This is a genomic window from Sulfurimonas sp. NW15, from assembly GCF_051132285.1.
Lineage (GTDB): Bacteria > Campylobacterota > Campylobacteria > Campylobacterales > Sulfurimonadaceae > Sulfurimonas > Sulfurimonas hydrogeniphila.
In genome coordinates, this window is the sequence record NZ_CP093237.1 from 1,692,187 (window position 1) to 1,716,462 (window position 24,276).

General features: G+C 38.0%; 29 protein-coding genes. 4 read left to right on the forward strand and 25 right to left on the reverse strand.

Annotated features, from left to right (window positions below; genetic code table 11):
* Positions 1-9: 9 nt before the first annotated feature.
* The 17 genes from MLC52_RS08700 to MLC52_RS08780 all read right to left on the reverse strand — a co-directional run bounded on the left by MLC52_RS08700 (position 10) and on the right by MLC52_RS08780 (position 11,769).
* Positions 10-432: a FoF1 ATP synthase subunit B' gene (locus MLC52_RS08700; protein WP_151899911.1), complete on the reverse strand. Its 423-nt coding sequence runs from the start codon at positions 430-432 to the stop codon at positions 10-12.
* An 84-nt stretch (positions 433-516) separates the two neighbouring features.
* A complete protein-coding gene (locus tag MLC52_RS08705; RefSeq protein WP_346389012.1) occupies positions 517-1,365 on the reverse strand; it encodes a ParB/RepB/Spo0J family partition protein in 849 nt (282 codons plus the stop codon).
* Positions 1,365-2,147 carry a ParA family protein gene (locus MLC52_RS08710; RefSeq protein ID WP_151899909.1) on the reverse strand — a complete coding sequence of 261 codons (783 nt, stop codon included), beginning with the start codon at positions 2,145-2,147 and terminating at the stop codon, positions 1,365-1,367. Before MLC52_RS08710 ends, MLC52_RS08705 begins: the two co-directional genes overlap by 1 nt.
* Positions 2,144-2,779 (reverse strand): biotin--[acetyl-CoA-carboxylase] ligase, encoded by a 636-nt coding sequence (locus MLC52_RS08715; RefSeq protein WP_230973304.1) that lies wholly within the window; start codon positions 2,777-2,779, stop codon positions 2,144-2,146. The genes MLC52_RS08710 and MLC52_RS08715 overlap by 4 nt, the downstream gene beginning before the upstream one ends.
* Positions 2,760-3,674 (reverse strand): methionyl-tRNA formyltransferase, encoded by a 915-nt coding sequence (fmt, locus tag MLC52_RS08720; protein WP_434580059.1) that lies wholly within the window; start codon positions 3,672-3,674, stop codon positions 2,760-2,762. Before fmt ends, MLC52_RS08715 begins: the two co-directional genes overlap by 20 nt.
* Before the next feature lie 2 nt (positions 3,675-3,676).
* A complete protein-coding gene (proB, locus tag MLC52_RS08725) occupies positions 3,677-4,438 on the reverse strand; it encodes a glutamate 5-kinase (protein WP_346389015.1) in 762 nt (253 codons plus the stop codon).
* A 4-nt stretch (positions 4,439-4,442) separates the two neighbouring features.
* Complete coding sequence (obgE, locus tag MLC52_RS08730; RefSeq protein ID WP_434580061.1) at positions 4,443-5,543, reverse strand: GTPase ObgE; 1,101 nt, start codon at positions 5,541-5,543, stop codon at positions 4,443-4,445.
* A 149-nt stretch (positions 5,544-5,692) separates the two neighbouring features.
* Complete coding sequence (gene rpmA / locus MLC52_RS08735; protein ID WP_151899904.1) at positions 5,693-5,950, reverse strand: 50S ribosomal protein L27; 258 nt, start codon at positions 5,948-5,950, stop codon at positions 5,693-5,695.
* A gap of 19 nt (positions 5,951-5,969) precedes the next feature.
* Positions 5,970-6,278, reverse strand: coding sequence for a 50S ribosomal protein L21 (rplU, locus tag MLC52_RS08740; RefSeq protein ID WP_151899903.1), 309 nt, complete (start codon positions 6,276-6,278; stop codon positions 5,970-5,972).
* Between the two features lie 97 nt (positions 6,279-6,375).
* Complete coding sequence (locus MLC52_RS08745; protein ID WP_151899902.1) at positions 6,376-6,768, reverse strand: RidA family protein; 393 nt, start codon at positions 6,766-6,768, stop codon at positions 6,376-6,378.
* Positions 6,746-7,177 carry a DUF255 domain-containing protein gene (locus MLC52_RS08750; protein WP_434580065.1) on the reverse strand — a complete coding sequence of 144 codons (432 nt, stop codon included), beginning with the start codon at positions 7,175-7,177 and terminating at the stop codon, positions 6,746-6,748. Before MLC52_RS08750 ends, MLC52_RS08745 begins: the two co-directional genes overlap by 23 nt.
* A complete protein-coding gene (gene dapE, locus MLC52_RS08755) occupies positions 7,174-8,277 on the reverse strand; it encodes a succinyl-diaminopimelate desuccinylase (protein WP_346389039.1) in 1,104 nt (367 codons plus the stop codon). The genes MLC52_RS08750 and dapE overlap by 4 nt, the downstream gene beginning before the upstream one ends.
* A gap of 3 nt (positions 8,278-8,280) precedes the next feature.
* A complete protein-coding gene (locus MLC52_RS08760; RefSeq protein ID WP_151899900.1) occupies positions 8,281-8,631 on the reverse strand; it encodes a hypothetical protein in 351 nt (116 codons plus the stop codon).
* A complete protein-coding gene (gene trpC, locus MLC52_RS08765) occupies positions 8,618-9,421 on the reverse strand; it encodes an indole-3-glycerol phosphate synthase TrpC (protein WP_151901490.1) in 804 nt (267 codons plus the stop codon). The genes MLC52_RS08760 and trpC overlap by 14 nt, the downstream gene beginning before the upstream one ends.
* Positions 9,418-10,713, reverse strand: coding sequence for a hypothetical protein (locus MLC52_RS08770; RefSeq protein WP_434580068.1), 1,296 nt, complete (start codon positions 10,711-10,713; stop codon positions 9,418-9,420). Before MLC52_RS08770 ends, trpC begins: the two co-directional genes overlap by 4 nt.
* Positions 10,706-11,086 carry a YkgJ family cysteine cluster protein gene (locus MLC52_RS08775; RefSeq protein WP_151899898.1) on the reverse strand — a complete coding sequence of 127 codons (381 nt, stop codon included), beginning with the start codon at positions 11,084-11,086 and terminating at the stop codon, positions 10,706-10,708. The genes MLC52_RS08770 and MLC52_RS08775 overlap by 8 nt, the downstream gene beginning before the upstream one ends.
* The gene (locus MLC52_RS08780) at positions 11,074-11,769 is read right to left on the reverse strand and encodes a tRNA1(Val) (adenine(37)-N6)-methyltransferase (protein ID WP_434580070.1); all 696 of its coding nucleotides are present in this window, start codon (positions 11,767-11,769) and stop codon (positions 11,074-11,076) included. The genes MLC52_RS08775 and MLC52_RS08780 overlap by 13 nt, the downstream gene beginning before the upstream one ends.
* 55 nt (positions 11,770-11,824) lie before the next feature.
* On the opposite strand from MLC52_RS08780, the gene kdsB reads away from it, so the two are divergent.
* Entirely contained in the window at positions 11,825-12,541 is a 717-nt protein-coding gene (kdsB, locus tag MLC52_RS08785) for a 3-deoxy-manno-octulosonate cytidylyltransferase (RefSeq protein ID WP_418640534.1), read from the forward strand.
* A gap of 63 nt (positions 12,542-12,604) precedes the next feature.
* On the opposite strand, the gene rpsO is transcribed toward kdsB, so the two are convergent.
* Complete coding sequence (gene rpsO / locus MLC52_RS08790) at positions 12,605-12,880, reverse strand: 30S ribosomal protein S15 (protein ID WP_151899895.1); 276 nt, start codon at positions 12,878-12,880, stop codon at positions 12,605-12,607.
* Between the two features lie 162 nt (positions 12,881-13,042).
* Here rpsO and MLC52_RS08795 point away from each other — a divergent pair, with 162 nt between their 5' ends.
* From MLC52_RS08795 to MLC52_RS08805, 3 genes are read left to right on the forward strand one after another with little or no spacing between them, the layout of a single operon-like run.
* Positions 13,043-13,447, forward strand: coding sequence for an RrF2 family transcriptional regulator (locus MLC52_RS08795; protein ID WP_151899894.1), 405 nt, complete (start codon positions 13,043-13,045; stop codon positions 13,445-13,447).
* A gap of 20 nt (positions 13,448-13,467) precedes the next feature.
* A complete protein-coding gene (gene flhA, locus MLC52_RS08800) occupies positions 13,468-15,654 on the forward strand; it encodes a flagellar biosynthesis protein FlhA (protein WP_434580072.1) in 2,187 nt (728 codons plus the stop codon).
* Between the two features lie 10 nt (positions 15,655-15,664).
* Positions 15,665-16,744, forward strand: coding sequence for a DHH family phosphoesterase (locus tag MLC52_RS08805; protein WP_434580074.1), 1,080 nt, complete (start codon positions 15,665-15,667; stop codon positions 16,742-16,744).
* Between the two features lie 14 nt (positions 16,745-16,758).
* Here MLC52_RS08805 and MLC52_RS08810 read toward each other — a convergent pair whose 3' ends face one another.
* The 7 genes from MLC52_RS08810 to MLC52_RS08840 all read right to left on the reverse strand — a co-directional run bounded on the left by MLC52_RS08810 (position 16,759) and on the right by MLC52_RS08840 (position 24,247).
* Positions 16,759-18,144 carry an N-acetylmuramoyl-L-alanine amidase family protein gene (locus MLC52_RS08810; protein ID WP_434580076.1) on the reverse strand — a complete coding sequence of 462 codons (1,386 nt, stop codon included), beginning with the start codon at positions 18,142-18,144 and terminating at the stop codon, positions 16,759-16,761.
* Positions 18,145-18,150: 6 nt separating this feature from the next.
* Positions 18,151-19,242 carry a nitronate monooxygenase gene (locus MLC52_RS08815; protein WP_151899891.1) on the reverse strand — a complete coding sequence of 364 codons (1,092 nt, stop codon included), beginning with the start codon at positions 19,240-19,242 and terminating at the stop codon, positions 18,151-18,153.
* 1 nt (position 19,243) lies between these two features.
* Positions 19,244-20,443, reverse strand: coding sequence for a tyrosine--tRNA ligase (gene tyrS / locus MLC52_RS08820; protein ID WP_434580078.1), 1,200 nt, complete (start codon positions 20,441-20,443; stop codon positions 19,244-19,246).
* A 19-nt stretch (positions 20,444-20,462) separates the two neighbouring features.
* Entirely contained in the window at positions 20,463-22,601 is a 2,139-nt protein-coding gene (locus tag MLC52_RS08825) for a RelA/SpoT family protein (RefSeq protein WP_434581633.1), read from the reverse strand.
* Positions 22,602-22,620: 19 nt separating this feature from the next.
* Entirely contained in the window at positions 22,621-22,842 is a 222-nt protein-coding gene (locus MLC52_RS08830) for a DNA-directed RNA polymerase subunit omega (protein WP_151899888.1), read from the reverse strand.
* A 19-nt stretch (positions 22,843-22,861) separates the two neighbouring features.
* Entirely contained in the window at positions 22,862-23,572 is a 711-nt protein-coding gene (gene pyrH / locus MLC52_RS08835) for a UMP kinase (RefSeq protein ID WP_151899887.1), read from the reverse strand.
* 66 nt (positions 23,573-23,638) lie between these two features.
* Positions 23,639-24,247: a GGDEF domain-containing protein gene (locus MLC52_RS08840; protein ID WP_346389022.1), complete on the reverse strand. Its 609-nt coding sequence runs from the start codon at positions 24,245-24,247 to the stop codon at positions 23,639-23,641.
* Positions 24,248-24,276 lie beyond the last annotated feature (29 nt).

Sequence of the window (24,276 nt, forward strand, 5' to 3'; positions counted from 1 at the left end):
ATTACACCTTTATATCTGACTAAATTTAGCTTTTACAGCTTCTTTAAATACCGGAACTTGTGACATTAAGTCAGAAGTCAACTCATCTTTAGATTTTGCAAGTGATTGCTCAAACTCTAAATACTCTGCCGCGAGTTCAGCACGTTTTGATTCTAACTTACTGTCAGCTAATTCCTTAGCATCCGCGATAACTTTTTCTCTTAGGGCCGCAGCTTCCAGCTTGGCATTCATAATTATTGACTCTGCTTTTGCTTTGAGCTCATTGATTTCATTGTCATTTGATCCTACTTTTTCAAGATCTTTTTTAATGTCATCATCACGCTTTTGCATAAAAGAAAGTAATGGGTTATAAAGCCAACTGTTCAGAACGGCTATAAGGGAAACAAATACAACAAATGTAGCCAAAAGTAGTATTGGATTTATATCTAACATAGCACCTCCTAAAAGTTGCGTGATTATACTATTATAAAATTGAAACGATAGTTAAATGGAGGTATAAATTTGTTATTTGAGTGATTAGTTTCTAAAATGTGTCAAAAATTCATCAATTTCATCTTGTGATGCAAAACTGACGGTTATTTTATTTTTAGAAGCCTTTACATGGAATCCAAGTGCACTGAATTTTTCTTTTATCTGTGTAAAATCATAATCGGCATCGCTCTTTTTGACAGACTCAGTTGGTGCAGGCTCTACATTTTTCATGTTTTTTATCATAGCTTCAACTTCGCGTACACTCAGTTTCTGCCCTATAATCGAATTGAGTATCAGCTGCTGGTCTTTTTCATTTAACCCAACCATTACTTTTGCATGTCCTGCTGAAATCTTTTTTTCAACCAGTGCCTTTTGTGTCTTTGGAGCAAGCTGCAGCAGACGCAGAGTATTTGTTATATGGGTTCTGCTTTTATGAATAATATTGGCAAGTTCGTCATGTGTTACATCATGCAGCTTTATAAGTTCTGTATATGCTTCTGCCAGTTCTACAGCATTTAATTCTTCTCTTTGAATATTTTCAATCAACGCGAATTGCCGCATTTTTTGTTCATCAGAGTTGAGAACTACTGCCCGTATCTCTTTAAGTTTTGCAAGCTTTGAGGCGCGTAGTCGCCGCTCTCCTGCAATTAAGATATAGCCGTCAATATCTTCTGTTACAACTATAGGCTGAATCAGTCCGTCATTTTTTATAGATTCGGCAAGTTCCAGAAGGGCAGTTTCGTCAAAGGATTTTCTTGGCTGAAAAGGATTCGGTCGGATATCTTTGAGCGGAATCTCCAATACAGCATCATACTGGCTTCCTTCATTTTCATATGCTTCGTCTATTTCTCCAAGAAGAGCGTCCAGCCCTCTGCCTAATTTTTGTGACTTCATTATCGTATAATCGCCTGTGCTAAATTTTGGTATGCAATAGAACCGCTTGATTTTACATCATACAAAATTGCAGGTTTTCCGAATGACGGAGATTCTGCAAGTCTTACATTTCTCGGTACCACTATATATTTATCTGCAGCATCTTTAAACAGTTTGCCTTTAAAATGCTGACGCAAATCTGCAAATACCTGTTTGGACAAATTGTTTTGTGATGAAAACATAGTTGGAAGAAAGCCTCTTACCGCAAGTTTCGGATTAATTGATTTTCTTACCAACTTGACAGTATTGAGAAGCTGTGCCAACCCTTCAAGTGCAAAAAATTCACACTGTATCGGAATAATGACCGAGTTTGCCGCTGAAAGTGCATTGATTGTCATCGGACCAAGCGCCGGCGGAGAATCTATAATAATATAATCATACTCTTTTTGTACATTGGCAATCGCTTTTTTCAAAACAAGTTCACGCCCTTTGGCTTTGTCTGCATCATAATACTCTTTTTCTATTCCCACAAGACCTATGTTTGAAGGTGCTAAATGCAGCGTAGGCAGGTCTGATTTGAGAATAATTTCTTTGAGCTTTTTTGTACCTATAAGCACATGATAAATATTAAACTCATAATCATTTCTGTGAAAGCCCAATGATGTCGTGGCATTTGCCTGCGGATCTGAGTCAATCAAAAGCACTTTTTTTTCTGCAACAGCAAGTGACGCTGCCAAGTTTACAGCGGTAGTCGTTTTGCCTACTCCGCCCTTTTGATTTGCAATTACTATTACTTCACTCATCGCCTGCTGTATATCCTCTCACCATTTATATTCAAACTGCCATCACTCTCGAGTACACAAGACTCAAGTGATATTTTTTTACCATCACTATGGGTAAAAAACTCCTTGTTGTTTTCAAATTCTAACTTATATTTGCTAAAAACTTGCTTCCATAAAACCTTTTTTTCTATATTTTTCAAATATGCTGCAATTAATATTTTTCTGTTGAGCGTAATGTCCAATGATGCAAAGCCCTGTGGTGCTGTTACAAGGTTTATTCCCACACCGCAGACAAGTGTATCGTCTACTCTGTTTGTAATCATTCCGCCTGTTTTTTTTGTACCTATATAAAAATCATTCGGCCACTTTAAAAAAACTTTTGAACCAAATTCAGATAAAGTTTCTTTGAGCAGATAAGAAAAGTACAGTGACACAGATTCTAATTTTAAATCATGAGGCAATTGTTCTGTATCGAGTGCAAAGGACAAAAAAAGATTTCCTTTTTGGGAACTCCATTCGTTGTTTCGACTGCCGATTCCCTTTGTCTGAATATCTGCAACCACAGCCACAGGAGCAGTCAGCTTCTTGTTTTTCAACTGTTCTTTTAAAAAAAGCTGCGTTGATGGCAGTGTATTATAGTAATGTATCTTCAAGTCCGAGTCTTTTCCCGTTAATATAAGAGATAACATCCATCTCTTTTTTTGACTGTGGCTGTACCTTATAAATACGAAGAGCCCCCTGCTTACATGTAACGACAATACTTTTTTTGTCTATTGCAGTTATTTTGCCGGCATCAGCATGTTCTTCATCTTTTTTTTCAAGCTGTATCTCTTTTAGTTTCAGTCCGCTTGCAAGATAAATTCCCGGCCATGGTGTAAAAGCACGGTATTTGTTATAAATCTCCTGCGCATTGTCAAAGACAACTGCACCGTCTGCTTTTGTTATTTTTTTACAATAAGAAGCATGCGCATCATCCTGTTTTTTGGGCGTATATGTATGAAAATTGCGCAGCACATCTATCGTCATATCAGCAGCAGTCTGTGTAAGCTTTTCAAACAACTCTTCAACCATCATCTCCTCACTGACAGAGACTTTTTCGATTTTTAAAATGTCACCCGTATCAAGCCCCTCTTCCATAAGCATGGCAGTTACACCGGTTGTCTTGTCACCGTTTAACAAGGTTTGCTGTATCGGACTTGCTCCGCGATATTGCGGTAACACCGAAGCGTGAAGATTGATACAGGGTGCATGATCTAAAATTTCTCGTGGTAAAATCTGCCCGTATGCAGCCACTACTATAAAATCACAGGGAATTTCAAGAATCTCTTTTACAGTTTCCTCATCCCGAAGTTTTTTTGGCTGATAGAGCGGAATGTTATGCTCTTGCGCAGTAAGCTTCACAGGAGGAGGCGTAAGTACTTTTTTGCGCCCGACAGGTTTGTCAGGCTGTGTATAGACGGCAACAACATTTATATCTTCTGTTGCTATTACTTTTTGAAGAATTTTCTGGGCATACTCAGGTGTCCCCATAAATATTATATTTTTCATTGCTAACCTTTACATGTAAAGAGAGTACCGCCCTTGTGGGAACCTTCAAGCATAAAACTTTTCACATCACTTAAATCAAAACCACTGGCAAGAAATGTATCTATGTTTGCCTGCAGAAGATATTCTGCGGCTTTGAGTTTCGTAACGATACCGCCTGTAGCAAAAACATTGTTTGGAGTGACTTCTTTATGCAGTTCTTCCTCACTGATTTTGTTTACTGTTTTGAATGCTTTTGCCTCAGGATTTTTTCTTGGATCGCTGTCATAATAGGCATCAATATCTGAAAGAATCACAAGCATATCGGCTTGCATGTCTTTTGCTATATATGCTGAGAGCTGGTCATTGTCACCAAGTTCAAGTTCATCTGTTGCCGTTGCATCATTTTCATTGACAATAGGAAGCACACTGTTTTGCAAAAGTGTTTCAACAGTTGCGCGCACACGCTTAATATCAGAAGGAGTATTCAAATTTGCAGCAGTCACTAACACCTGTGCTGTCAGTATTTCGTATTTTGAAAACTTGTTCGCATATTTATTCATCAAAATAGGCTGGCCTATTGCGGCTAAAGCCTGTTTGTTCGCAATATTGTTTCTATCGAGTTTCAGCTCGGTATAACCACCCGCAACTGCACCGGAAGAGACCAAAATCACCTCATGCTCTTTTTTTAACTCGCTTAGAAATTCTACGAGAGAACGCATACGATCAAGTGCTATATTGCCATCCTGGGTTAAAACGGCACTGCCTACTTTGACTACAACACGCATGGAATTACTGCCTTGTTTGCTGTACTAAATTAAAGAGTGCGTACTTTAAAGGTTCAATATTTTTGTTAATCGCGGAAGAAATAGGCACAACAAAATAAGGTTTTTCTCTATCATACCCTAATGTTTCATCAACACTTTCCTGAATAAAATAAGGCAAATCCTCATCAAAATCAAATTCACTTCCCTTGCTGGACTCAAGATCAAGCATCTTGATAAATTCGGCGATTTTTTGGGAAACTTCTTCTTGAGGCACTATATCTGTTCGTGTTAATGCTATTGCATATCGCGAAGTGCCCAACTTTTGTGAAAAAGAAGCTACTTCGTCTTTGAGTACCTCTATCTGTTCTTTGAGATCTCTGTACGATGCCAAGTCTATCATAAACAGCAATATCTCTGTTCTTTCGATATGACGAAGAAATTCGATTCCAAGGCCCTTGCCTTCATGCGCTCCGCCGATAATTCCGGGAATATCTGCCATAACAAATGATTCATAATCTCCGATATTTACCTGACCGAGTTTCGGCGTTAATGTTGTAAACTCATAATTTGCAATTTCAGGTCTTGCATTGGACACAGTAGAAATAAGCGTAGACTTTCCGACATTTGGAAAACCGACCAGTCCGATATCTGCAATCAGTTTCAAATCAAGCTTGATATTTCTCGTTTCACCCTTTTCACCGGGCTGTGCATACGTCGGTCTTTGGTTTGTCGGTGACTTAAAGTGTGTATTGCCGAGTCCGCCTTTTCCGCCTTGCAGAAATTTCACTTCCTGTCCGTCTTCAACCATATCAAAAAGAACTTCACCGCTTTCCTGGTCAATAATCTGTGTTCCGGGTGGGACAATAATGACTTTTTTTGCCCCTGATTTTCCGGTACAGTTTGAACCTTCGCCGGGTTTGCCGTTTTCAGCTTTTATATGCATTTTTCTCTGGAAGTGTGAAAGTGTATGCGTATTGTTGTCGCACTTAAACCATATATCACCGCCTTTTCCGCCGTCGCCACCGTTTGGACCACCATTGAGTACAAACTTTTCACGGCGAAAAGCCACACACCCTTGCCCGCCTTTTCCAGAACTAACTGTTAATTCGACACTATCTGTAAACATTCGTGAATCCTTTTTATGGCTTTATGCCATTGTAAATACTTAAGAAAATACTATGAATTATAAAGTAACTTATTAAATATTTTGAATTTTCTTTGTGGAATATGTTTCCATCGGATATGATGGAAACAAGAGGTTTTATACTGTAGAAATTACGCAGCAGGTATAATGGAAACTTGTTGACGCTTTTTGTCTTTTCGCTCAAACGCAACAACACCGTCAACCAAAGCAAATATAGTATGATCTTTTCCCATACCTACATTTTTGCCTGGATGAACTTTTGTTCCTCTTTGACGAATAATGATGTTACCGGCCACTACAGCCTCTCCACCAAATTTTTTTACACCAAGTCTTCTACCAGCCGAATCACGATTATTCTGTGTACTACCCTGACCTTTCTTATGTGCCATTACTTATCTCCTTAATTTATTACGCAGCTATTTTCGTGATTTTAACACGAGTATAGTCTCTTCTGAAACCACGTTTTACTTTAGAATCTTTACGACGACGCTTTTTGAAAATTACAACTTTCTTGTCACGTCCTTCTGCAATAACTTCAGCAGTTACAACTGCACCCTCTACAAAAGGAGTTCCGATCTTAAGCTCTCCGGCATTCACAGCCAGAACCTCTTTAATCTCTACCGTAGCACCAGTGTCAAGAGATAATTTATCCAATGATAAAACATCACCCTCTTGAACTTTATACTGCTTACCACCATTTTTAATAATTGCGTACATCTATGGTCCTTACATATTTTTAGCTTGTATTTCTACAAAAGTCCGGAATTATACCCATTCAAGCTTTAAGTCTTGATTAAACAAAAAGAAATACCACTTAAAAAGAGTAGTCTGTCACTAATGCCACGGCATCTATTTCTACCAAAGCATTCTTAGGCAGTGTTTTTACCGCTACTGTTGCGCGTGCCGGCTTATGTTCACCGAATGCTTTTTCATATATTGCATTGACTGTGGCAAACGAGTCCATATCTGCCAAAAAAATTGTTGTTTTTACCACATCCTGTAAAGAGCTTCCCGCTTCTTCCAAAACTGCCTGAAGATTTTTTAAAACTGCAACTGTTTGAATTGACACATCTTCTTGAAGCAGCTCATCTGTACCTGAAGCCGTTAACGCAATCTGTCCTGATGTATAAACGATTCCGTTTGCCACGATTGCCTGTGAATAGGGTCCTATTGCCGAAGGTGCTTTATCTGTCTTTACTTGTTTCATAGTTTTCATCCTTTAGTATTTCATAATGTTCCTGGGCATTGTCCATAAATGCATTGAACATCTCTTCGTCTCTGTATCCTAAAGATGCATACAGTATTTTTCCTGTTTCATCCAAAAAATAGTGTCTTGGAACAGGAGATGTTTTCAAAAATTTCGGTATTGCATGTCTGTCTCTTGAGAGTAAAACAGTAACAAATTCTTTATTAACTCTCTCTTTAATCTTTGTATTTTGCAAAGTTGTCTTTTCAAATTTTTTGCACCACCCGCATGTGTCAGAAATGATTAACACATAGATAAGCTTATGCTCTTTTTTTGCATCTGACAATGCTTTAAAATAGTCATGACTCCACTGAAGCGGTGCACAAAAAAGAGTGACACTGAAAAAGAGCAGCACAAAAAGAGATTTCACTGCCTGTTCCACTCGCTGATAAGCGTTTTAAAAACGCTATAGAGATCTTGCACCTCTTTTTGTGTTGTTCTCTCATTTATCGAGTGAATGGTGTCATTTTTTACACCAAACTCAACCACATCTATACCAAGAGGTGCAATGAATCTTGCATCGCTTGTTCCGCCTGCCGTAGAGTGTTTTGGCACTTTACATGTAACCATTTCTATAGCCGTGTCTATTTTTTTGACAAGTTTCGTATCCGTATCTGTTTTAAAAGGATAGGAACCTTGTGTCAGACGCAGTTCATAGTCCAATCCCTGTAAATGTCTGGCAACAAATTCTTCTACCTCTTTTTGTGTGGTTTTTGTATTGTTGCGCACATTAAACATCATTTTCAGCTCATTGGGTGTAACATTTGTCACCTGCATACCGGAACGAATATCGGTAATGACAAACTTTGAAGGTGCAAAAAACTCATCTCCCTCATCCAAATCAACACCTGCCATATCACCCAAAACTTTTGCTATTTGGTGTATGGGGTTTATCGCTTTTTCGGGATAAGCTGCATGCCCCTGTTTTCCTTTAAGAGTAAGGTACCCGTTAATAGAACCGCGGCGTCCCACTTTTATGGCATCGCCAAACTCTTTTTCGCATGTAGGCTCTGCAACCACACAGGCATCCGGAAGCATATTGTTCTTTTTCAAATATTCCAGTACTTTGACCGTACCGTTCGTTGCTTCACCCTCTTCATCCGAAGTTAAAAGCAAAGAGAGCGTGCCTTTAAAGTTTTTCGTATCTTTTACAGCCTGAATAAAAGCGGCGAGTCCGCTTTTCATATCCTGTGCGCCCCGTCCGTATATATAGCCCCCTTTTTCCACGGCTTCATACGGGTTTGTATCCCATCCTTTTCCTGCAGGAACAACATCAACATGCCCGGCAAAACAGAGATGCTCACCCTCGGAAAATCTTTTATAGATAAAAAGATTTTTAACATCTTCAATATCAATTCTTATCGCTTCAAAACCGGGAAGATAATCCTCAACAAAATTCAAAATACCGCCATCATCCGGTGTTTCACTTTTTGAGTTGATCAGATATTTAAAAAGTTGAATCACATCCATCATTTAATTCTTTGGGTTTTCATAAAACACATAGGGTGTTGAATAATTACTGATTTCAAAGTAGACTTTTTTCTCCCCTTTATCAACTACAAAATTTCTGTTAGTATCTATATAACCATACCCGTAGCGGTAGTTTCTCGGTGTATTTCCGTCTGTACTCGTCGCTGTGGTAAGTTTGTCAATTTTGATAAATCTCTGCACCAGTTTGCCGCCCATATAAATATCAAGCACACCGTTTGTTCCTGTCCAGTTTTGGATAGAGCGTCCTATTTTATTTTGTGCTTCTTGCGTACATCCGCTCAAAAAGAACACTGTGAGTGTAAAAAGCAGAATAATAATTTTATTTTTTTTCATAATTTTCTCCGAATTTCAGTTTCTTTACTGCCAACTCTTCATCTTCTTGCCGCATTAATGATTCACCGACCAAAAATGCGTCAACCCCTGCTTTGCTTAAATCTTCAAGCTGTCCATGCTCGTATATGCCACTCTCCGCCACAATAATTTTTCCGTTTGGTATTAAAGGAATCAATTCATAGCAAAGGTTCATATTCATCTCAAACGTCTGCAGATTTCTGTGATTTATTCCGATAATATCTGCCCCGGCATAAATAGCTTTTACCAAATCTTTTTTGTCATGCACCTCAACCAAAACTTCCAATCCCAAGTGTCTTGCATAGCCCAGCAAATCTTTGAGCTCTTTCTTGCTTAAAGCTGCTGCAATAAGCAAAATAAAATCAGCCCCAAAAACCAGAGCTTCAAGTACCTGATATTTTGAAATAATAAAATCTTTTCTTAAAAGAGGAACAGAAACATATCTGCGAATACCTGCAAGATAATCAAGAGAACCTTGAAAAAAGTGCGGTTCCGTTAAAACAGAAATAGCACTTGCCCCTCCCCGTTCATAGGCCTGAGCAATGGCGAGCGGATCAAAATCTTCACGAATGACACCCTTTGAAGGCGAGGCCTTTTTCACCTCAGCAATAATTCTGTACGGGTCTTCCTCTGTAGCTTTTAAAAACGGAATTACATCACGCGGCTGTCTGGCATTGAATGCAAGAGAACGTCCTAACCAGTCCAGAGAAAACTCTTTCTCTCTTTGTATCAGATCTTCTTTTGTTTTTTTAATAATATCATCTAAAATCATTTTTTCTTCTTCCCCTTTTTGTGTTCTAAACTCTTTTTGTAACATGCCTCTATTTTCTTTACATGTAAGAGTACTTCAGGATTGTCTCCGCCTTCCATATTGACTACCCTGTCCATCACTTTTTTCGCTTCAACACACTTTCCCAGTTTATAATAGCCCCATGCCAGGGAATCCAGATAAAATGCAGAATCCGGATTTGTTTTTAATACTTTTTTGATGTAGTACATACCTTTTTTGATATCCAGGTCATGATCAATCAGAATATAGCCCAAATAGTTTAGATAGAGTGGTTCATCTGTCTCTTTGGTAACTTTTGTCAACTTTTTTACTATAGATGCCAAAAGCTTTTTTGTCATTTTCTTGCTGTGTGCTTCATACTCATAAACAGCACTTTGTCCCAAATATTTTATATCCCCGCTTTTTTCATAAAGTTTCTGCGCCAAAGCACTTGCTTTTGCATAATTTTTCCCTGTCGTATAGAGTTCTAAAAGTACCGTATCATCTGCATGTGTCTCTTCCAAAAAGTCAATAAGTTTGACATAGTCTCTTTTATAGGCATATATACGGATTATTTTTTGTGCGACTGATTTGTCTTTTTTTAAATTGTAGAGTCTTTTATATACAGAGAGCAAACCTTCAATATTGTTTTCATTACTGTAAATTCCGATCAAACGGTTACAAATAAGCTGTGAGCATCCGTGCATGCGTGTATGTGTCTCAAGATAGGCAATCGCATCTTTTTTCCTGTGCAGATTAACATACAGAATAATTGCCATTTTATCAAGTATTTTTTCGTTATACTCTTTCATATACGCACTGTTAAGATACTTTAAAGCTACATCAAATTCCTGGTTTTTGATATACACATCACTGGCTAAAAGGTAATCCTCTGCTTTTTGTGTTTTTTTTGCAAGTGCGATTGAGAGTTTTTTTGCATAATCGAGTTTTCCCATTTCCGTCAAAGCAATGATTTTTAGACGGATAAGCGCTGGATCAGAGAAAGTACCCTCTGTTATTTCATCAACTTTTTCAATCACTTTTTCATTCTTTTTTGCCAAAAGATAGTTATGCAAAGAGCGATACAGATACTCTTTTTTGGATGCTTTGTCATAAAGTTCTTCAAAACGCTTTGCCGCCACATCATAATGTTTTGTAAGTTCAGCATTTAACGCAAGCATAATATAGAGATCTTCACCCTCAAAAGCTTTTTCATTTGAACTTATCGGTCTGGGATGCGTTGAGCATGAAACAAAAAACAGCGACACTGTTACTAAAAGGAGAATTCTAATCATCTATTATTCCTGGACACTCAAGTTTTAGCTCATCAACTCTGGTTTTGTAATAATCCCAAAAAGGAAATGTTTTACACTGATTTGGACGGGCACTGTATATTTTACACCCATTTGTTTTTCTGTCATAAAAAACACATTCATAGGAGTCATTAATTTTATTTTCTTTGATAGAGTATTTATACCCTTTCTTAAAGAGATATTTTAACGCAAATTCATTAACATCCATTGCTAAAACTTCTGCAATTGCAAATATTTCATTTTTAGTGACATATATATAACCACTCTCCCCTGTACAGCATCTGCCTTCGCATGCAGCACATGCACTGGCATCAAAAGCATAAGGATAATTTTCTTTTTTTATTATATTTGACATTTTATACTCTGTGTATTGGCTTTTTTATAAATGTTTTGTACTTTTTGTGAAGGATTGTCTCCCTCAAAACTTATCAATGGAGGCCAGACCTTCATCATTGCCTTTGAACCGTTTCTTGCATGTATCATTACAAGTGATGCACTCCTGTCAATTTTGGGGTGGACAAACTGCACATCCACTATCTTCATTTTGACTCTCTCAAGTTCAACGCAGACATTTCCAAACTGTGTCGCATCATAACAAAATATAAAATGTGAATGTGGCCGCAACAAACGCGACACCTTTTTAAAAAACTTCTCTAAGGGGAGGTGTACATTATAGCGTGCATTAAATAATATCTCATTTTGGCTTTTTTGTACACCAGCCGGATAGAACGGCGGGTTCGAAATAATATAGTCATATTTCTGCACTTCTTGCATATCCAAAAAATCACACTCATGCAGTCTGTACGCTATTTTGTTGACTCGGGCATTCGTTTTTGAAAAATGCCTGAAAACTTCCTGCTTTTCCACTGCTTCAAGTTCTATTTTTTCATTGTCTCTTGCAACAAGCAGTCCTACCACTCCGCAACCTGCACCTACATCCAAAACTTTCCCTTTGGGATGAAAAGAGTTGATAAAATCGTACAAAAAAAGAGAGTCGCTGTTATAGCAGTAACCAGAATCCGGTTGGTAAAGAAGCATGAATTAAAGTCCCTTGGGTTATAATATTGCAATTATATCATAAGGGCAGATTAATATGATTATTATTCCGGCAAGATTGGCATCCACACGGTTTCCGCAAAAGGTTTTAGCAGACATAGGAGGCTTGCCTATGGTGGTAAGAACGGCACAAAGAGTATCACATTTGGATGATGTAGTTGTCGCGTGCGATGATGAACGTATCATTACTACATGTAAAAAGCATGGAATCAAAGCTATGCTGACATCCACAACACATAAAAGCGGTACGGACAGAATTCATGAATGTGCCACTATTTTAAATTTATCGGATGAAGAACTTATTATCAATGTACAGGCAGATGAACCTTTTATAGAGCCTGATGTTGTTGAGTCCCTTATACAAAAACTCAAAGAACTGCAAAAAGAAAAAAAAGATTTTATTATGGGAAGCTGCTACAACGCTGTTAATGCACAAGCGGCAGAGGATTCCAATCTCGTCAAAGTTGTGCTCGATGCAAACAGCAATGCCGTCTATTTTTCCCGTGCTAAAATACCATTCAATCAAAGCGGAGAAGCTGTCTATTTCGGACATATCGGTATTTACGGTTTTTCTAAAAAAAGCTTAAAAGAGTTTTGTTCACTCCCTGATGCCCCTGTTGAAGACATAGAAAAACTAGAGCAGCTTCGTGCAATATACCATGGAAAAAATATAGCTATGGTCAAAGTGGCGAGTACGGGTTTTGGTATAGATACAAAAGATGATTTACAAAGGGCGATTGAGATTTTTTTATAAAAATTAGTTTACATGTAAGGAAGAAGTCCCTTAAAAGGGACTTTTAAAGAAAAAGTTTAAAACTTAGATATTGTCACGGATGCCTAAATCTTCGATGAGTTTCATATAGGCGTCTTTGTCTTTTCTTTTGAAGTATTTCATCAAACGACGACGCTGACCAACTAATTTCAGTAATCCCAAACGAGATGCGTGATCTTTTTTGAAAACTTTTAAGTGTTCTGTTAACTCTTTAATTCTTTCAGTTAAAAGTGCAATTTGAACTTCACTTGAACCAGTGTCATTTTCACTGCGACCGTATTTCGCAACTATTTCTTGTTTTTTAGCCGAATCTAAAGCCATAATAGCCTCCTGATAGGTATAATAATCTAACTCAAATGCACAATGCAGAAGAATTGAAGCGTGATTATAGCAAAACTTTTCTTTAAATTTTATTTTTGTTTATTTCAGCAGTAATTTTGGATATAATATCATTTTAAAAGTTTAAATAATGAAAGTAAATACATGCTTATAACCCGTGCCAGCGAATATGCCATCTTATCACTTATACTGCTTTGCAAAGCAGAAGCGCCAATGGACAGTGATACTCTTTCCAAAGAGCTTTCTATCTCCAAAAGTTTTTTGGCAAAAATTCTTCAGTCTATGGCAAAAGCGCAGATTTTAAACTCATACAAAGGTGTCAATGGTGGTTTTGCACTCAACAAAGATCCCAAAGATATCAATATGCTTAGTGTCGCGTCCTGCGTAGAAGGCAAAGCACCTACTGTTTTTGAGTGTGCTCCCTCTTTGGAAGACTGTCCTTCCGAAAAAGCCAGTACATGTACAATATGGCCTTTTTTACACAAACTCCAGGGGAAAATAGATTTGTTTTTGGCAAACTTGACTTTGGCAGACTTACTCGACGACTAAATTTGGTGAGACACTGACACTTGGCAAGAAAATTGACAACAAAACAAAAAATCGGAACCTCCCTTAACTTTTTACTAGGCAAACGTGATCTTGGTGTTGTCTTTTTTGTAATGGCAATACTCGCCATTATCATTGTTCCTCTGCCTTCTTCGATATTGGATGTTTTGCTGACAATTTCAATTGCCTTGTCTGTTTTAATCTTGCTTATTTCATTATATGTACCAAAACCGACAGACTTGACTACCTTCCCGACACTTATACTGATTCTCACCCTTTTTAGGCTTTCACTCAACATTGCGACAACCAGAATGATTTTAAGTCACGGTTATGAGGGGCCGGAACAGGTAAGTGATGTTATTACAAGTTTTGGTGATTTTGTTGTCGGGGGAAACTATGTTATCGGAATTATCGTTTTTTCCATTTTGGTTCTTATAAACTTTATGGTTATCACAAAAGGTTCCACAAGGGTTGCAGAAGTTGCAGCACGTTTTGTACTTGACTCTATGCCCGGAAAACAGATGGCGGTTGATGCGGATTTAAATGCAGGACTCATTGATGATGCCGAAGCAAAACAACGCCGTGCAGAAATTCTTCAGGATGCCAATTTTTACGGGGCGATGGACGGTTCTTCAAAATTTGTCAAAGGCGATGCTGTTGCAGGTATTATTATTACTCTTATAAATATCATCGGCGGTTTTCTCATCGGTGTTTTTCAGTACGATATGAGCGTTGCAGACAGCGCTTCTACCTTCACACTCCTTACAATCGGGGATGGTCTTGTCAGCCAGATTCCGGCACTCATTACCTCAACTGCAACCGGTATTATCATTACCCGTTCCTCAAGTGACGGTGACAATTTTGCCGAAGGCACTATTTCACAGATGATCGGAAATGCAAAGATTATGATGATAGTCGGCTTTATCATGCTCCTGTTTGCTCTTGTTCCTGGCCTGCCTACTGCTTCTATGGGATTTGTCGGAATAATATTCGCCCTGCTTGGGTGGTCTATCTACAAATATGAAAAAGGGGAACTTTCCATTTTGGATGTTGAGAATCTCCTTGGTGTCAAGACAAAAGAAGAGACAGAAAAAGAGAAAGAGAGAATCAAACCGAAAAAAACGAACGAAGAAATTGCAAAAGAGGAGGAAAATGCGCTTGATGACATACTCAAAGTAGAAATGCTTGAATTGACTTTGGGATATCAACTTATAAAACTGGCTGACAGTTCCCAGGGTGGTGATTTGCTTGAACGTATCCGTTCCATGCGAAGAAAAATAGCAAATGACTATGGATTTTTAATGCCGCAGGTCAGAATACGTGACAACTTACATCTCAAACCTAACCAATATCAGGTACTGCTTAAAGGCATTGCCATTGGTGAGGGTGAGATCATGCCTGATAAATTTCTTGCGATGGACAGCGGTATGGCTACAGGAGAGATTCAGGGAGAACCGACAAAAGAACCTGCTTTTGGACTCGACGCCCTGTGGATAGCACCGGAACAAAAAGAAGATGCCATTATCAACGGATACACCGTTGTTGATCCTGCTACAGTCATCTCCACACATATGAGCGAACTCATCAAACGCAATGCCGAAGAGCTTTTAACCCGTCAAGAAGTACAGTCACTTATTGATAAAATAAAAGATGATTATCCTGTAATCATTGATGACGTTTTAAAAGTGGCTTCTATCGGTCTTATTCAAAGAGTTCTCAAAGCACTGTTGCATGAAAAAATTCCGCTCAAAGATATGCTTACTATTTTAGAGACAATTGCAGATATTGCCGAATACACAAAAAATGTTGACCTTATAACAGAACAGGTAAGAGCCAGACTTTCTCGCGTCATTACCCAAATGTATGCAGGGGATGACGGGGTGATACGCCTTTTGACATTTGATACACAGACTGAGCAGTTGTTACTGCAAAAATCACAAGAACAAGACGGTGTGAGGAACCTCATGCTCAATGTAGGAGAAATAAATGCCCTGATTCAGGCAACAAGCACAAAGGCTGCAGACTTACTGCAAAAAGGGATTTCCCCTGTTATTATTATCGTCGATCCACAAATCCGTCGCAGTGTTGCAGAAATATTTGAGAGATTTTCTCTTGATGTTGTAACACTCTCTCATGCAGAAATTGATTCGAGTGCTACATTTGAAGTGATGGGCTCTATTTCAATTCAAACACAAGAAACAAATAATTAAAAGGGTACAAATGAAAAACAGAACTATTCATCATCTTTCACACATTGATTTGGATGGCTACAGCTGCCAGCTGGTCATGCAGTACACACCGTACAAAAGATTTAACTACAACTCCAATTACGGAGCAGAAGTGAAACAAAAGCTCGACCTTATGCTGGAAAACATCAGAAAAGCAAAAGAAAAAGCTTACATTCTTATTACGGACCTGAATCTTACAGCGGATGAATCCCGTTGGCTCAGCCATGAAGTAAAAAAAATGAATGACGGTGCATTTGATGTCAAATTACAACTTCTTGATCACCATGGAAGCGGGGAAGAGAGTGCAAAAAAACATGAATGGTACTATCTTGATACCAGCCGCTGCGCTACAAAAATCACCTATGACTATGCAAAAGAACACTTTGAGCTCAACGAACCTGCATGGATGGAGAAGTATGTTGATGTTGTTAATGCAGTAGATTTATGGAAACAGGAAGAACATGACAATTTTGAATACGGGAAAGTCTGTATGCGTCTTGTGACAGAAACAAAAGAGCTCAACCGAATTATGTTTCCTGATGAAGATTCAAACTACAAACTCACACTGTTGCATGAAGCGGCAAAATTCATTCATGAACCTGATGCTCCTATTTTACTTGATGAAAAAATCCACTCTTTAAAAAAGAATTTTTTCAAACGCGACAAAGATGATACACTCGACAATCTTGCCACACGGTATGTCGTTGAACTTATGGGCAAAGCCAGAAGTGAAAAAACAATCTATTACAAGGGATACAGAGGCTACCTGAGTTATGGAATAGGAAACACCTCCATAGTCGGCAACGGATTTTTAACAGCCTACCCTGAATATGATTTCATTGTGGATGTCAGCTATCGGGGAACAATGAGTCTGCGTGCAAGCGACAAGGTAAGTGTTGCACAGATATCCAAAGAGTGGGCAAACGGCGGAGGTCACCCAAATGCTGCCGGAGGAAGAATTATGGGATTCAAAGAGCAGTTCCGTTATGACAAAGTCAAACAGCAGATTGAAAAAGTCATCAACGACAAAGAAGCTGTTGCCGGGGATTTGGAATATAAAAAAGAGGACTAAGCCTCAAGGCTGCTTTATCTTTTTTGAGAGTTTATAAAATAGCGTTCCACTCCATTGGCAAGCCCCTGTGCCATTGTTTTTTGGTAACTTCTGCTTACAAGCCGTCTGGCTTCTGTCGGATGTGTTATAAATCCGACTTCTACCAGAACAGAAGGCATTTGTGCCCCTACAAGCACCCAAAACGGTCCTTCTCTGACCCCTGCATCTTTCACATTCTTATATCTGCTTTTGAGTGTTGCTAACGCCCCTCTTTGCAGATCAATTGCCAGCTTGTTCGATGCAACAATATTGTGTGAATTTATTGTGTTTAAAAAGCTTTGCTTTCCGTAATAGTCCATCTCATCCAAATCTGCCGAATTTTCCATTTCTGCCACTTTTTTTGCCCTGCTTGAACGGGATGTTGAAAGAAAATAGCATTCCAGTCCACAAACTTTTTTGGCATCTTTGCGTCCAACTGCATTGGCATGGATACTGATAAAGATATCTGCATTTTTTCTGTTTGCATATTTTGTTCTGTTTCTTAATTTTATAAAGCGATCACTGTCGCGTGTCATGTACACTGTAAAACCTCTTGCACGAAGTATACGCTTTAACTCTCTTGCTATACTTAAGACCACAATTTTTTCTCTGTATTTTCTGTATCCTATGGCTCCCGGGTCTTTTCCGCCATGCCCCGCATCTATGACTATGATTTTATTTCTGTCGAGTCTTTTGGGTGACTTTTTCTTGTATTTGTTAAATACTGCAACACTCTTTGTTTTTACTGACTTGTTGATAATTTTTATAGAAAGCTCTTTGCCTTTTTTGAAAAAACGGATTTTTAAAGGAGTTTTGTTTTGAATAACCAACCGCAATGTATTTGGATTGTACTGTGCCAGTTTAATTTTATCAACCCCCTCTTGTTTGAGAGTATTTGACTTCTTCAACATGGAAGCATGTATATCAAAAACATATTTATAGATGCTCTTTTTTTTATCATTGAGCGTAAAATAGTTCACCTGTTTCTTTTGAAGATTTTTATCAAACTGTAATACCAGTCTTTTATTATAAAAGCGAACTGATTTTAATTTATGTGAAGATGTGACTTTAATGTTTTTTTTTGCTTTGTAATTTTTTCTGGACGCAGGGGAGAGGTGTTTATACTCCTGTTCATATCTTTTTACATCAATATGTAATTTATGTCCACTGGAGATTATCCCTTTTAGAGCGGAGTGTTTAAGTTTTTTATCTCCGTTCAACAATGCTCTTAAATACAGATTTTTATAATCATTATATGCACGAAACTGATTGCTTTTACTCGAAGATTTTAAAAAAGAATCTGCCCTTTTTAAAATCTCCTGATCATTGACAGCATGTAAAACAGTAATAAAAAAAAGTATGAGAGCAAAAACTTTTACCATACAGTATTATTCACCATGCATAAGCTTGTCAATAAGTTCTTTTACTGTAATAATTTCATTTAGTTTATAGCCATTGGTTCCAGAGAAAAAGAGTCCTGTTTCCAGGTTGCCCTCATAAGCATCACTTAATCTGTCTGCAATACAAAAACCGACAATTTTAGCCTCTTCTCCCCGGTTACACGGTGCAACACAGTTTGAAATACACTTAATTGCAGGACCTTCTCTTTTTTCTACCATATGAGTGAGATTTGTCACAACTCCCTGTGCAGGGTATCCCACAGGAGAACTCATCAGTTTAATATCACCCTCTTTTGCATCAAGAAGGACTTTTTTAAAGTTTGCATGCGCATCACACTCATAAGTACCGATAAAACGTGTTCCCATTTGAACACCGCTCGCACCGAGTTCCATCATGGCTTCTATATCGTTTTTGTCCCAAACACCACCTGCAGCAATTACCGGCATGCCGCCCCATTGTTCTGCTTCTTCTACAACAGGTTTTACAAGGTTTTCCAACTGATATTCAGGCATTGAACACTGTTCGTATGTAAAGCCCTGATGCCCACCGCTTTTGGGACCTTCAAGAATAACTGCGTCAGGAAGACGGTTATAGCGCTTCTGCCATCTTTTACAAATAATTTTCAAAGCTTTTGCAGAGGATACAATAGGTACAAGCGCTACATCAGGATAGCCTTCTGTGAACTCCGGCATATTTGTCGGCAGCCCTGCACCTGTTATTACAATATTGATACCGGCTTCGCAGGCATCGCGAACAACACGTCCGTAGTCATTGATAGCATACAAAACATTTGCGGCCAAAGGCTTGTCGCCACAGATTTTTCTGGCATTTTTTATTATTTCGGTAAAGCCCTCTTTTGAGTAAAAGTTTGCTTCGCTCAAAGGCCTGTCTGCTACCAGTTTTTTTGCAAACTCTTTATCTTTGTAGTAACCTGTTCCAACAGAACTGATAACTCCAAGTCCGCCTTCTTTTGAAACAGTACCAGCTAACTGATCCCAACTGATCCCAACGCCCATACCACCTTGTACTATTGGTTTTTCAATCTCATATTTACCAATTTTTAAAGACTTGAAACTCATTTTATTTAACCTTTAACTTTGCAAATTTTCTTTTTCCAACCTGTAACAGGTACTCTCCTGATGACAATTCCAACTTTTCATCAGATACTTTTTTCTGGTCTATTTTAACACCACCCTGCTTGATATCTCTTCTGGCCTGGGATGTTGAGGGTTCCATCTTGCAGTCAACCAAAGCTTTTGCAATCCAAATCGGTCCCTCACAGCTAAACTCTGCAATATCACTTGGAATTTGGCTTTTTGAATGGACCTTGTCAAACTCTTCTTTTGCATTTTGTGCTGCTTCTTTATCATGAAAACGCGCTGTGATTTCCAATGCCAAGTCTTCTTTTACTTTTTTCGGATGTAATTTTCCTTCTTTTACTGCTCTCTCAAGTGCTGCAATCTCATCAAGACTTTTATCGCTCAAAAGCTCAAAATATCTCCACATCAGCTCATCGGATATACTTAAAACTTTACCAAACATATCATTTGGTTCATCTGAAACACCAATATAATTTCCCAGAGACTTACTCATTTTCTGGACACCGTCAAGACCTTCGAGAATAGGCATCATTAAAACAGCCTGCTGTTTCTTAATATTATATACTTTTTGCAGCTGTCTTCCCATTAAAAGGTTAAATTTTTGATCTGTTCCGCCTATTTCTATATCAGATTTCAAGTGTACACTGTCATAACCCTGCAACAACGGATACATAAACTCACTTGTGGCAATTGCGACATTTGTTTTAAATCTTTTTGAAAAATCATCACGCTCCAGCATACGTGCCACTGTTAAATTTGAGGCAAGCGCTATTAAATCAGCTGCACTCATTTTTCCCAGCCAGTCATCATTGTAGACTATGTCTGTTTTATTCTCATCTAAAATTTTAAAAGCCTGTGTCGTATAACTCTCAATATTTTTGATTATATCTTCTTTTGACAATACTTTTCGTGTGGCATTTTTCCCTGTCGGATCACCAATTGTTGCCGTAAAACTTCCTATAAGAAACTGTACTCTTGCACCATATTTCTGAAAGGTTGCAAGTTTTTGCAAAAGAACAGTATGTCCAAGATGCAAATCCGGTGCAGTCGGGTCAAAACCGGCTTTTACCGTATATGTCTTTCCCTCTTGAAAATAAGCTTTTAAAAGTTTTTCTATTCTTTCGTTGTCAATAATCTCTGCACAACCTCTGTTTATCTCTCTTAAAGCTTCATCTATCATTTTTTCTCTCTATATTTATTTAATTTTTATAAGCATCATCAGTTCTCACCAAATTGACAACTTTTATTTTAGACTCTATTTTAGCACGAAGTGAATTAATATCAGCTTCTTTTGCCTCAAAAACAAGCTCACAGTACTTAATATAATCAGCACTCTCTTTGCCCAGCTCAATTGCATTGATATCCACATCCAATTTAACCAGGAAACTTAAAAACTCAGCCAAAGCACCTTTTTCATTATGCAAAGAGGCAATCAGTTTGTATCGGTAAATTTTTTCCTGCTTCCAGCGGACAAAGACCATCGGATCATGTGCATCGAGCATTTTTGTAGCATTGTTGCACAGTTTGTGATGAACATGCACCTTTGTTTTATCCAAAAATCCCATAATTTCATCCCCGTGTTTAGGATGACAGCAGTAATCAAACACTATATCGGTAATGTTTGTTGTAGAGAATATCTCAATACCTGCAATTTCATACCCTTTGAGTTTGAATCTGTGTCGGGAAATAAACTTTTTAAATCTGTTGTTTTTACTGATTTCTACTATATATTTATGAATAACATTCTTAAAATGTTCTATGTCGTTAGGAATAGAGGTCACACTGTCACAATGATGTTTCAAAAACCATTCCTGCACTCTCGCGAAATTCAGCTTCATTGCAGTTGCAACAATACTCACAGCCACTTTTGCATTAAGATCGCGTATTCTTGCATTGCAGTTTAGTTTCATATTTGTTTTGGCTTTTGATGTTTTGACCGCATCAATCCAGGAACATCTTGTAACAATTTCATCTCCGGTAATAATTTTTACTATATCACCATTATTGAGTTCGCTCATTAAAGAGGCTTTTGTTTTGTTGATTAAAGCGCTCACAGCTTTGTTTCCGACTTCCGAGTGTACAGCGTAAGCAAAATCAAGTGCCACTGCTCCGCGGGGAAGGGTAAAAGCATCACCGGACGGAGAAAAAACCGAAATGTCTTCAGAATACAAATCATTTTTTATCAATGCATAAAAATCCTCTACAGACTCATTTTGGTACTGCAGACTGTCTAACCAGTCCAGCTTGATATTGTTGCCGCCGCTTTTATATTTCCAGTGTGCGGCAACTCCGAGTTCAGCAGTTTTATGCATATCATAGGTTCGAATCTGTACTTCAAAAATTGCAGCATCATGAAAAACAGTTGTGTGAATGGTCTGGTATCCATTGTCTTTTGCAACAGCAATATAATCTTTAAAACGTGAGGCAAGCGGACGAAAATTAAGATGAATAAGCCCCAAAATCGTATAACACTTTACAGGGTCTTTTGTAAGAATCCGAACAGCCAAAAGATCCAGCACCTCATCAATACTCACACCTTTTCTCTGCATCTTCAGATAAATAGAATATTTATGTTTTATTCTGGACAAAATCTCAAAATCATCTTCACAAAAGCCATTTTTCACAAGAATCTTCATTATTGATTCTTTGATTGCATCAAGTTTCATCTCAATTGCATGATAGTTTGTCTGAAGATAATTTTCTATTTCCTGCTTTTCCTTGGGAAACAAATAGCCGAAACTTAAGTCTTCAAGTATATTTTTTAAAAATGAAATCCCCAATCTGTGTGCAATAGGGGCATACACAACCAATGTCTCTTCGGCAATTCGTTTTTGCTTGTGAGCGGGCAAGGCATCAAGGGTGAGCATATTGTGCAGTCTGTCACACAGTTTGACAACAAGCACCCGTACATCATGAATACTGGCAATAAGCATTTTTCTAAAAGAGAGTGCCGATACAACAAGCTTTTCATCAGAATTGGAGGGAATGAGTTCATGATCTCTAATCGTATCTATTTTTGTAAGTCCCTCCACCAAATGGGCAACATCCTTACCAAACAAATCTTCTATCTGTTCAATAGTAACAGGAGTGTCTTCAACTACATCATGCAATAAGGCAGCAATAGCCATCGACTCATCATTTGTTATAGAAACAACAATGGAGGCTACTAAAATGGGATGGATTATGTAAGCTTCACCACTTTTTCTATACTGCCCTTCGTGTGCTTTTATAGAAAAGTCTAATGCTTTTTCAAGTGGTTCACTTTGGGGTATTTGAGAAAAAAGATAAGCTATTGCAGATTCAACATCATTGATGTGTTTAACCTGTTCTATATCCATTTGACTCAAAGGCAAAAACTTATTTCTCTTTGTCGCTAAAGCCTTTGACTCTAATAAGTCCTTCAGCTATTTCCATAAGCGCCAAATCAGTTGACTTGATACTGCTTGTATTGACATTTAATTTGCTTGGAGCACCGTTTTCCAGTTCATCACATCTTTTTGCAACTGCAATTGCCAGTTGATATCTATCCATACTTGGATTTTCATCTAAAACTTTCGCTGTTAATTCTTCAACTTTCATTCTCTGTTTTTCCTTTAGTTTATTTTACTATTGAGCAGTTGCTCATATTGCCATTTAAAATATCCAATAAGTTACCTTGCTTGGACATATCGCAGACAATAATAGGCAGACTGTTGTCTTTTGCCAGTGCTATTGAGGTATCATCCATAACTTTTATATGATCCTGCAATGCCTGGTCATAGGTCAGTTCGGGCAATTTCACCGCATCCGGGTATTTGGCAGGGTCCTTGTCATAGACACCGTCAACTTTTGTGGCCTTGATAATAACTTCTGCACCGATTTCAACAGCTCTAAGTGTTGCTGCCGTATCTGTAGTAAAAAACGGATTTCCCGTCCCTGCTGCAAAAATAACAACACGTCCTTTTTCAAGATGGCGTGTCGCTTTACGATTAATATACGGTTCAGCAATCTGTTCCATTTTTATAGCGGTTTGCATACGTACCTGCATTCCGGCATGCTCACAGGCCTCCTGCATTGCTACACCGTTTATCACAGTTGCAAGCATTCCCATATAATCTCCGGATGTACGCTTAATAATTCCGTCTTGGGCAGCAGTCACACCACGAATGATATTCCCGCCTCCAATGACTATACCGACTTCTATACCTGCATCAACAAGAGTTTTAATCTCCTGGGCAATATACTTTAAAATCTTTGTATCGATTCCATGACCTGCTTCTCCAGCAAGAGCTTCACCCGAAAATTTAACTAAAACACGTTTGTTTGCCATGCATATACCTTTTTATAAAATCCGTGAATTATACTTAAAATTGGCTTTTGTTTTGCTTTGAACTATTCAATCTCTATCAATTGCAGCCTTTCTCGCTTTTTCCATTAATGCATCCGGATTTGCAGCCCCATCCGGATACACAGATGTACCTATGGAAACCTTAAAATCTATAGTATATTTTGTATTGAGTTCGGGAGCCTGTGCAAATGATTCCTCTACTCTTTGACATACTCTCCTGTAATTTTCTTCTTGTAAATATTCATTAAAAACAATTATAAAAGAGTCATCACTGATATGTCCGATTATATCCTCACTCCGTGTACTTTGCAGCAGTCTGTTACTTGCTTCAAGCATAAATTCCTCTGCCAGCACTTTGGAATGCAGCTGAACTTCATGAAAATTTTTTATTTTTATTACCATAACCAAAAAAGATTTATTATGTCGCAAAGCTCTTTGTATCTGTTCAGAAATTACTATTTTAACATTTTCTTTATTTGGGAGAGAGGTGACAGGATGATAGTAGGCATTTTTTATGAGTCTGTTTTCATCTTCCAAGCGTTTTTTTATCTTTTTTCTGTATTTGATATTAAAAAACAGACTTGCAAGCAAAAGTATACTGCCTGTAAAAAGAGTGTATTGATACAGTTCACATTCCTGCATAATTATGACCGCCATTTTTGAAGTTTTTGGACTGTTTAACTTAA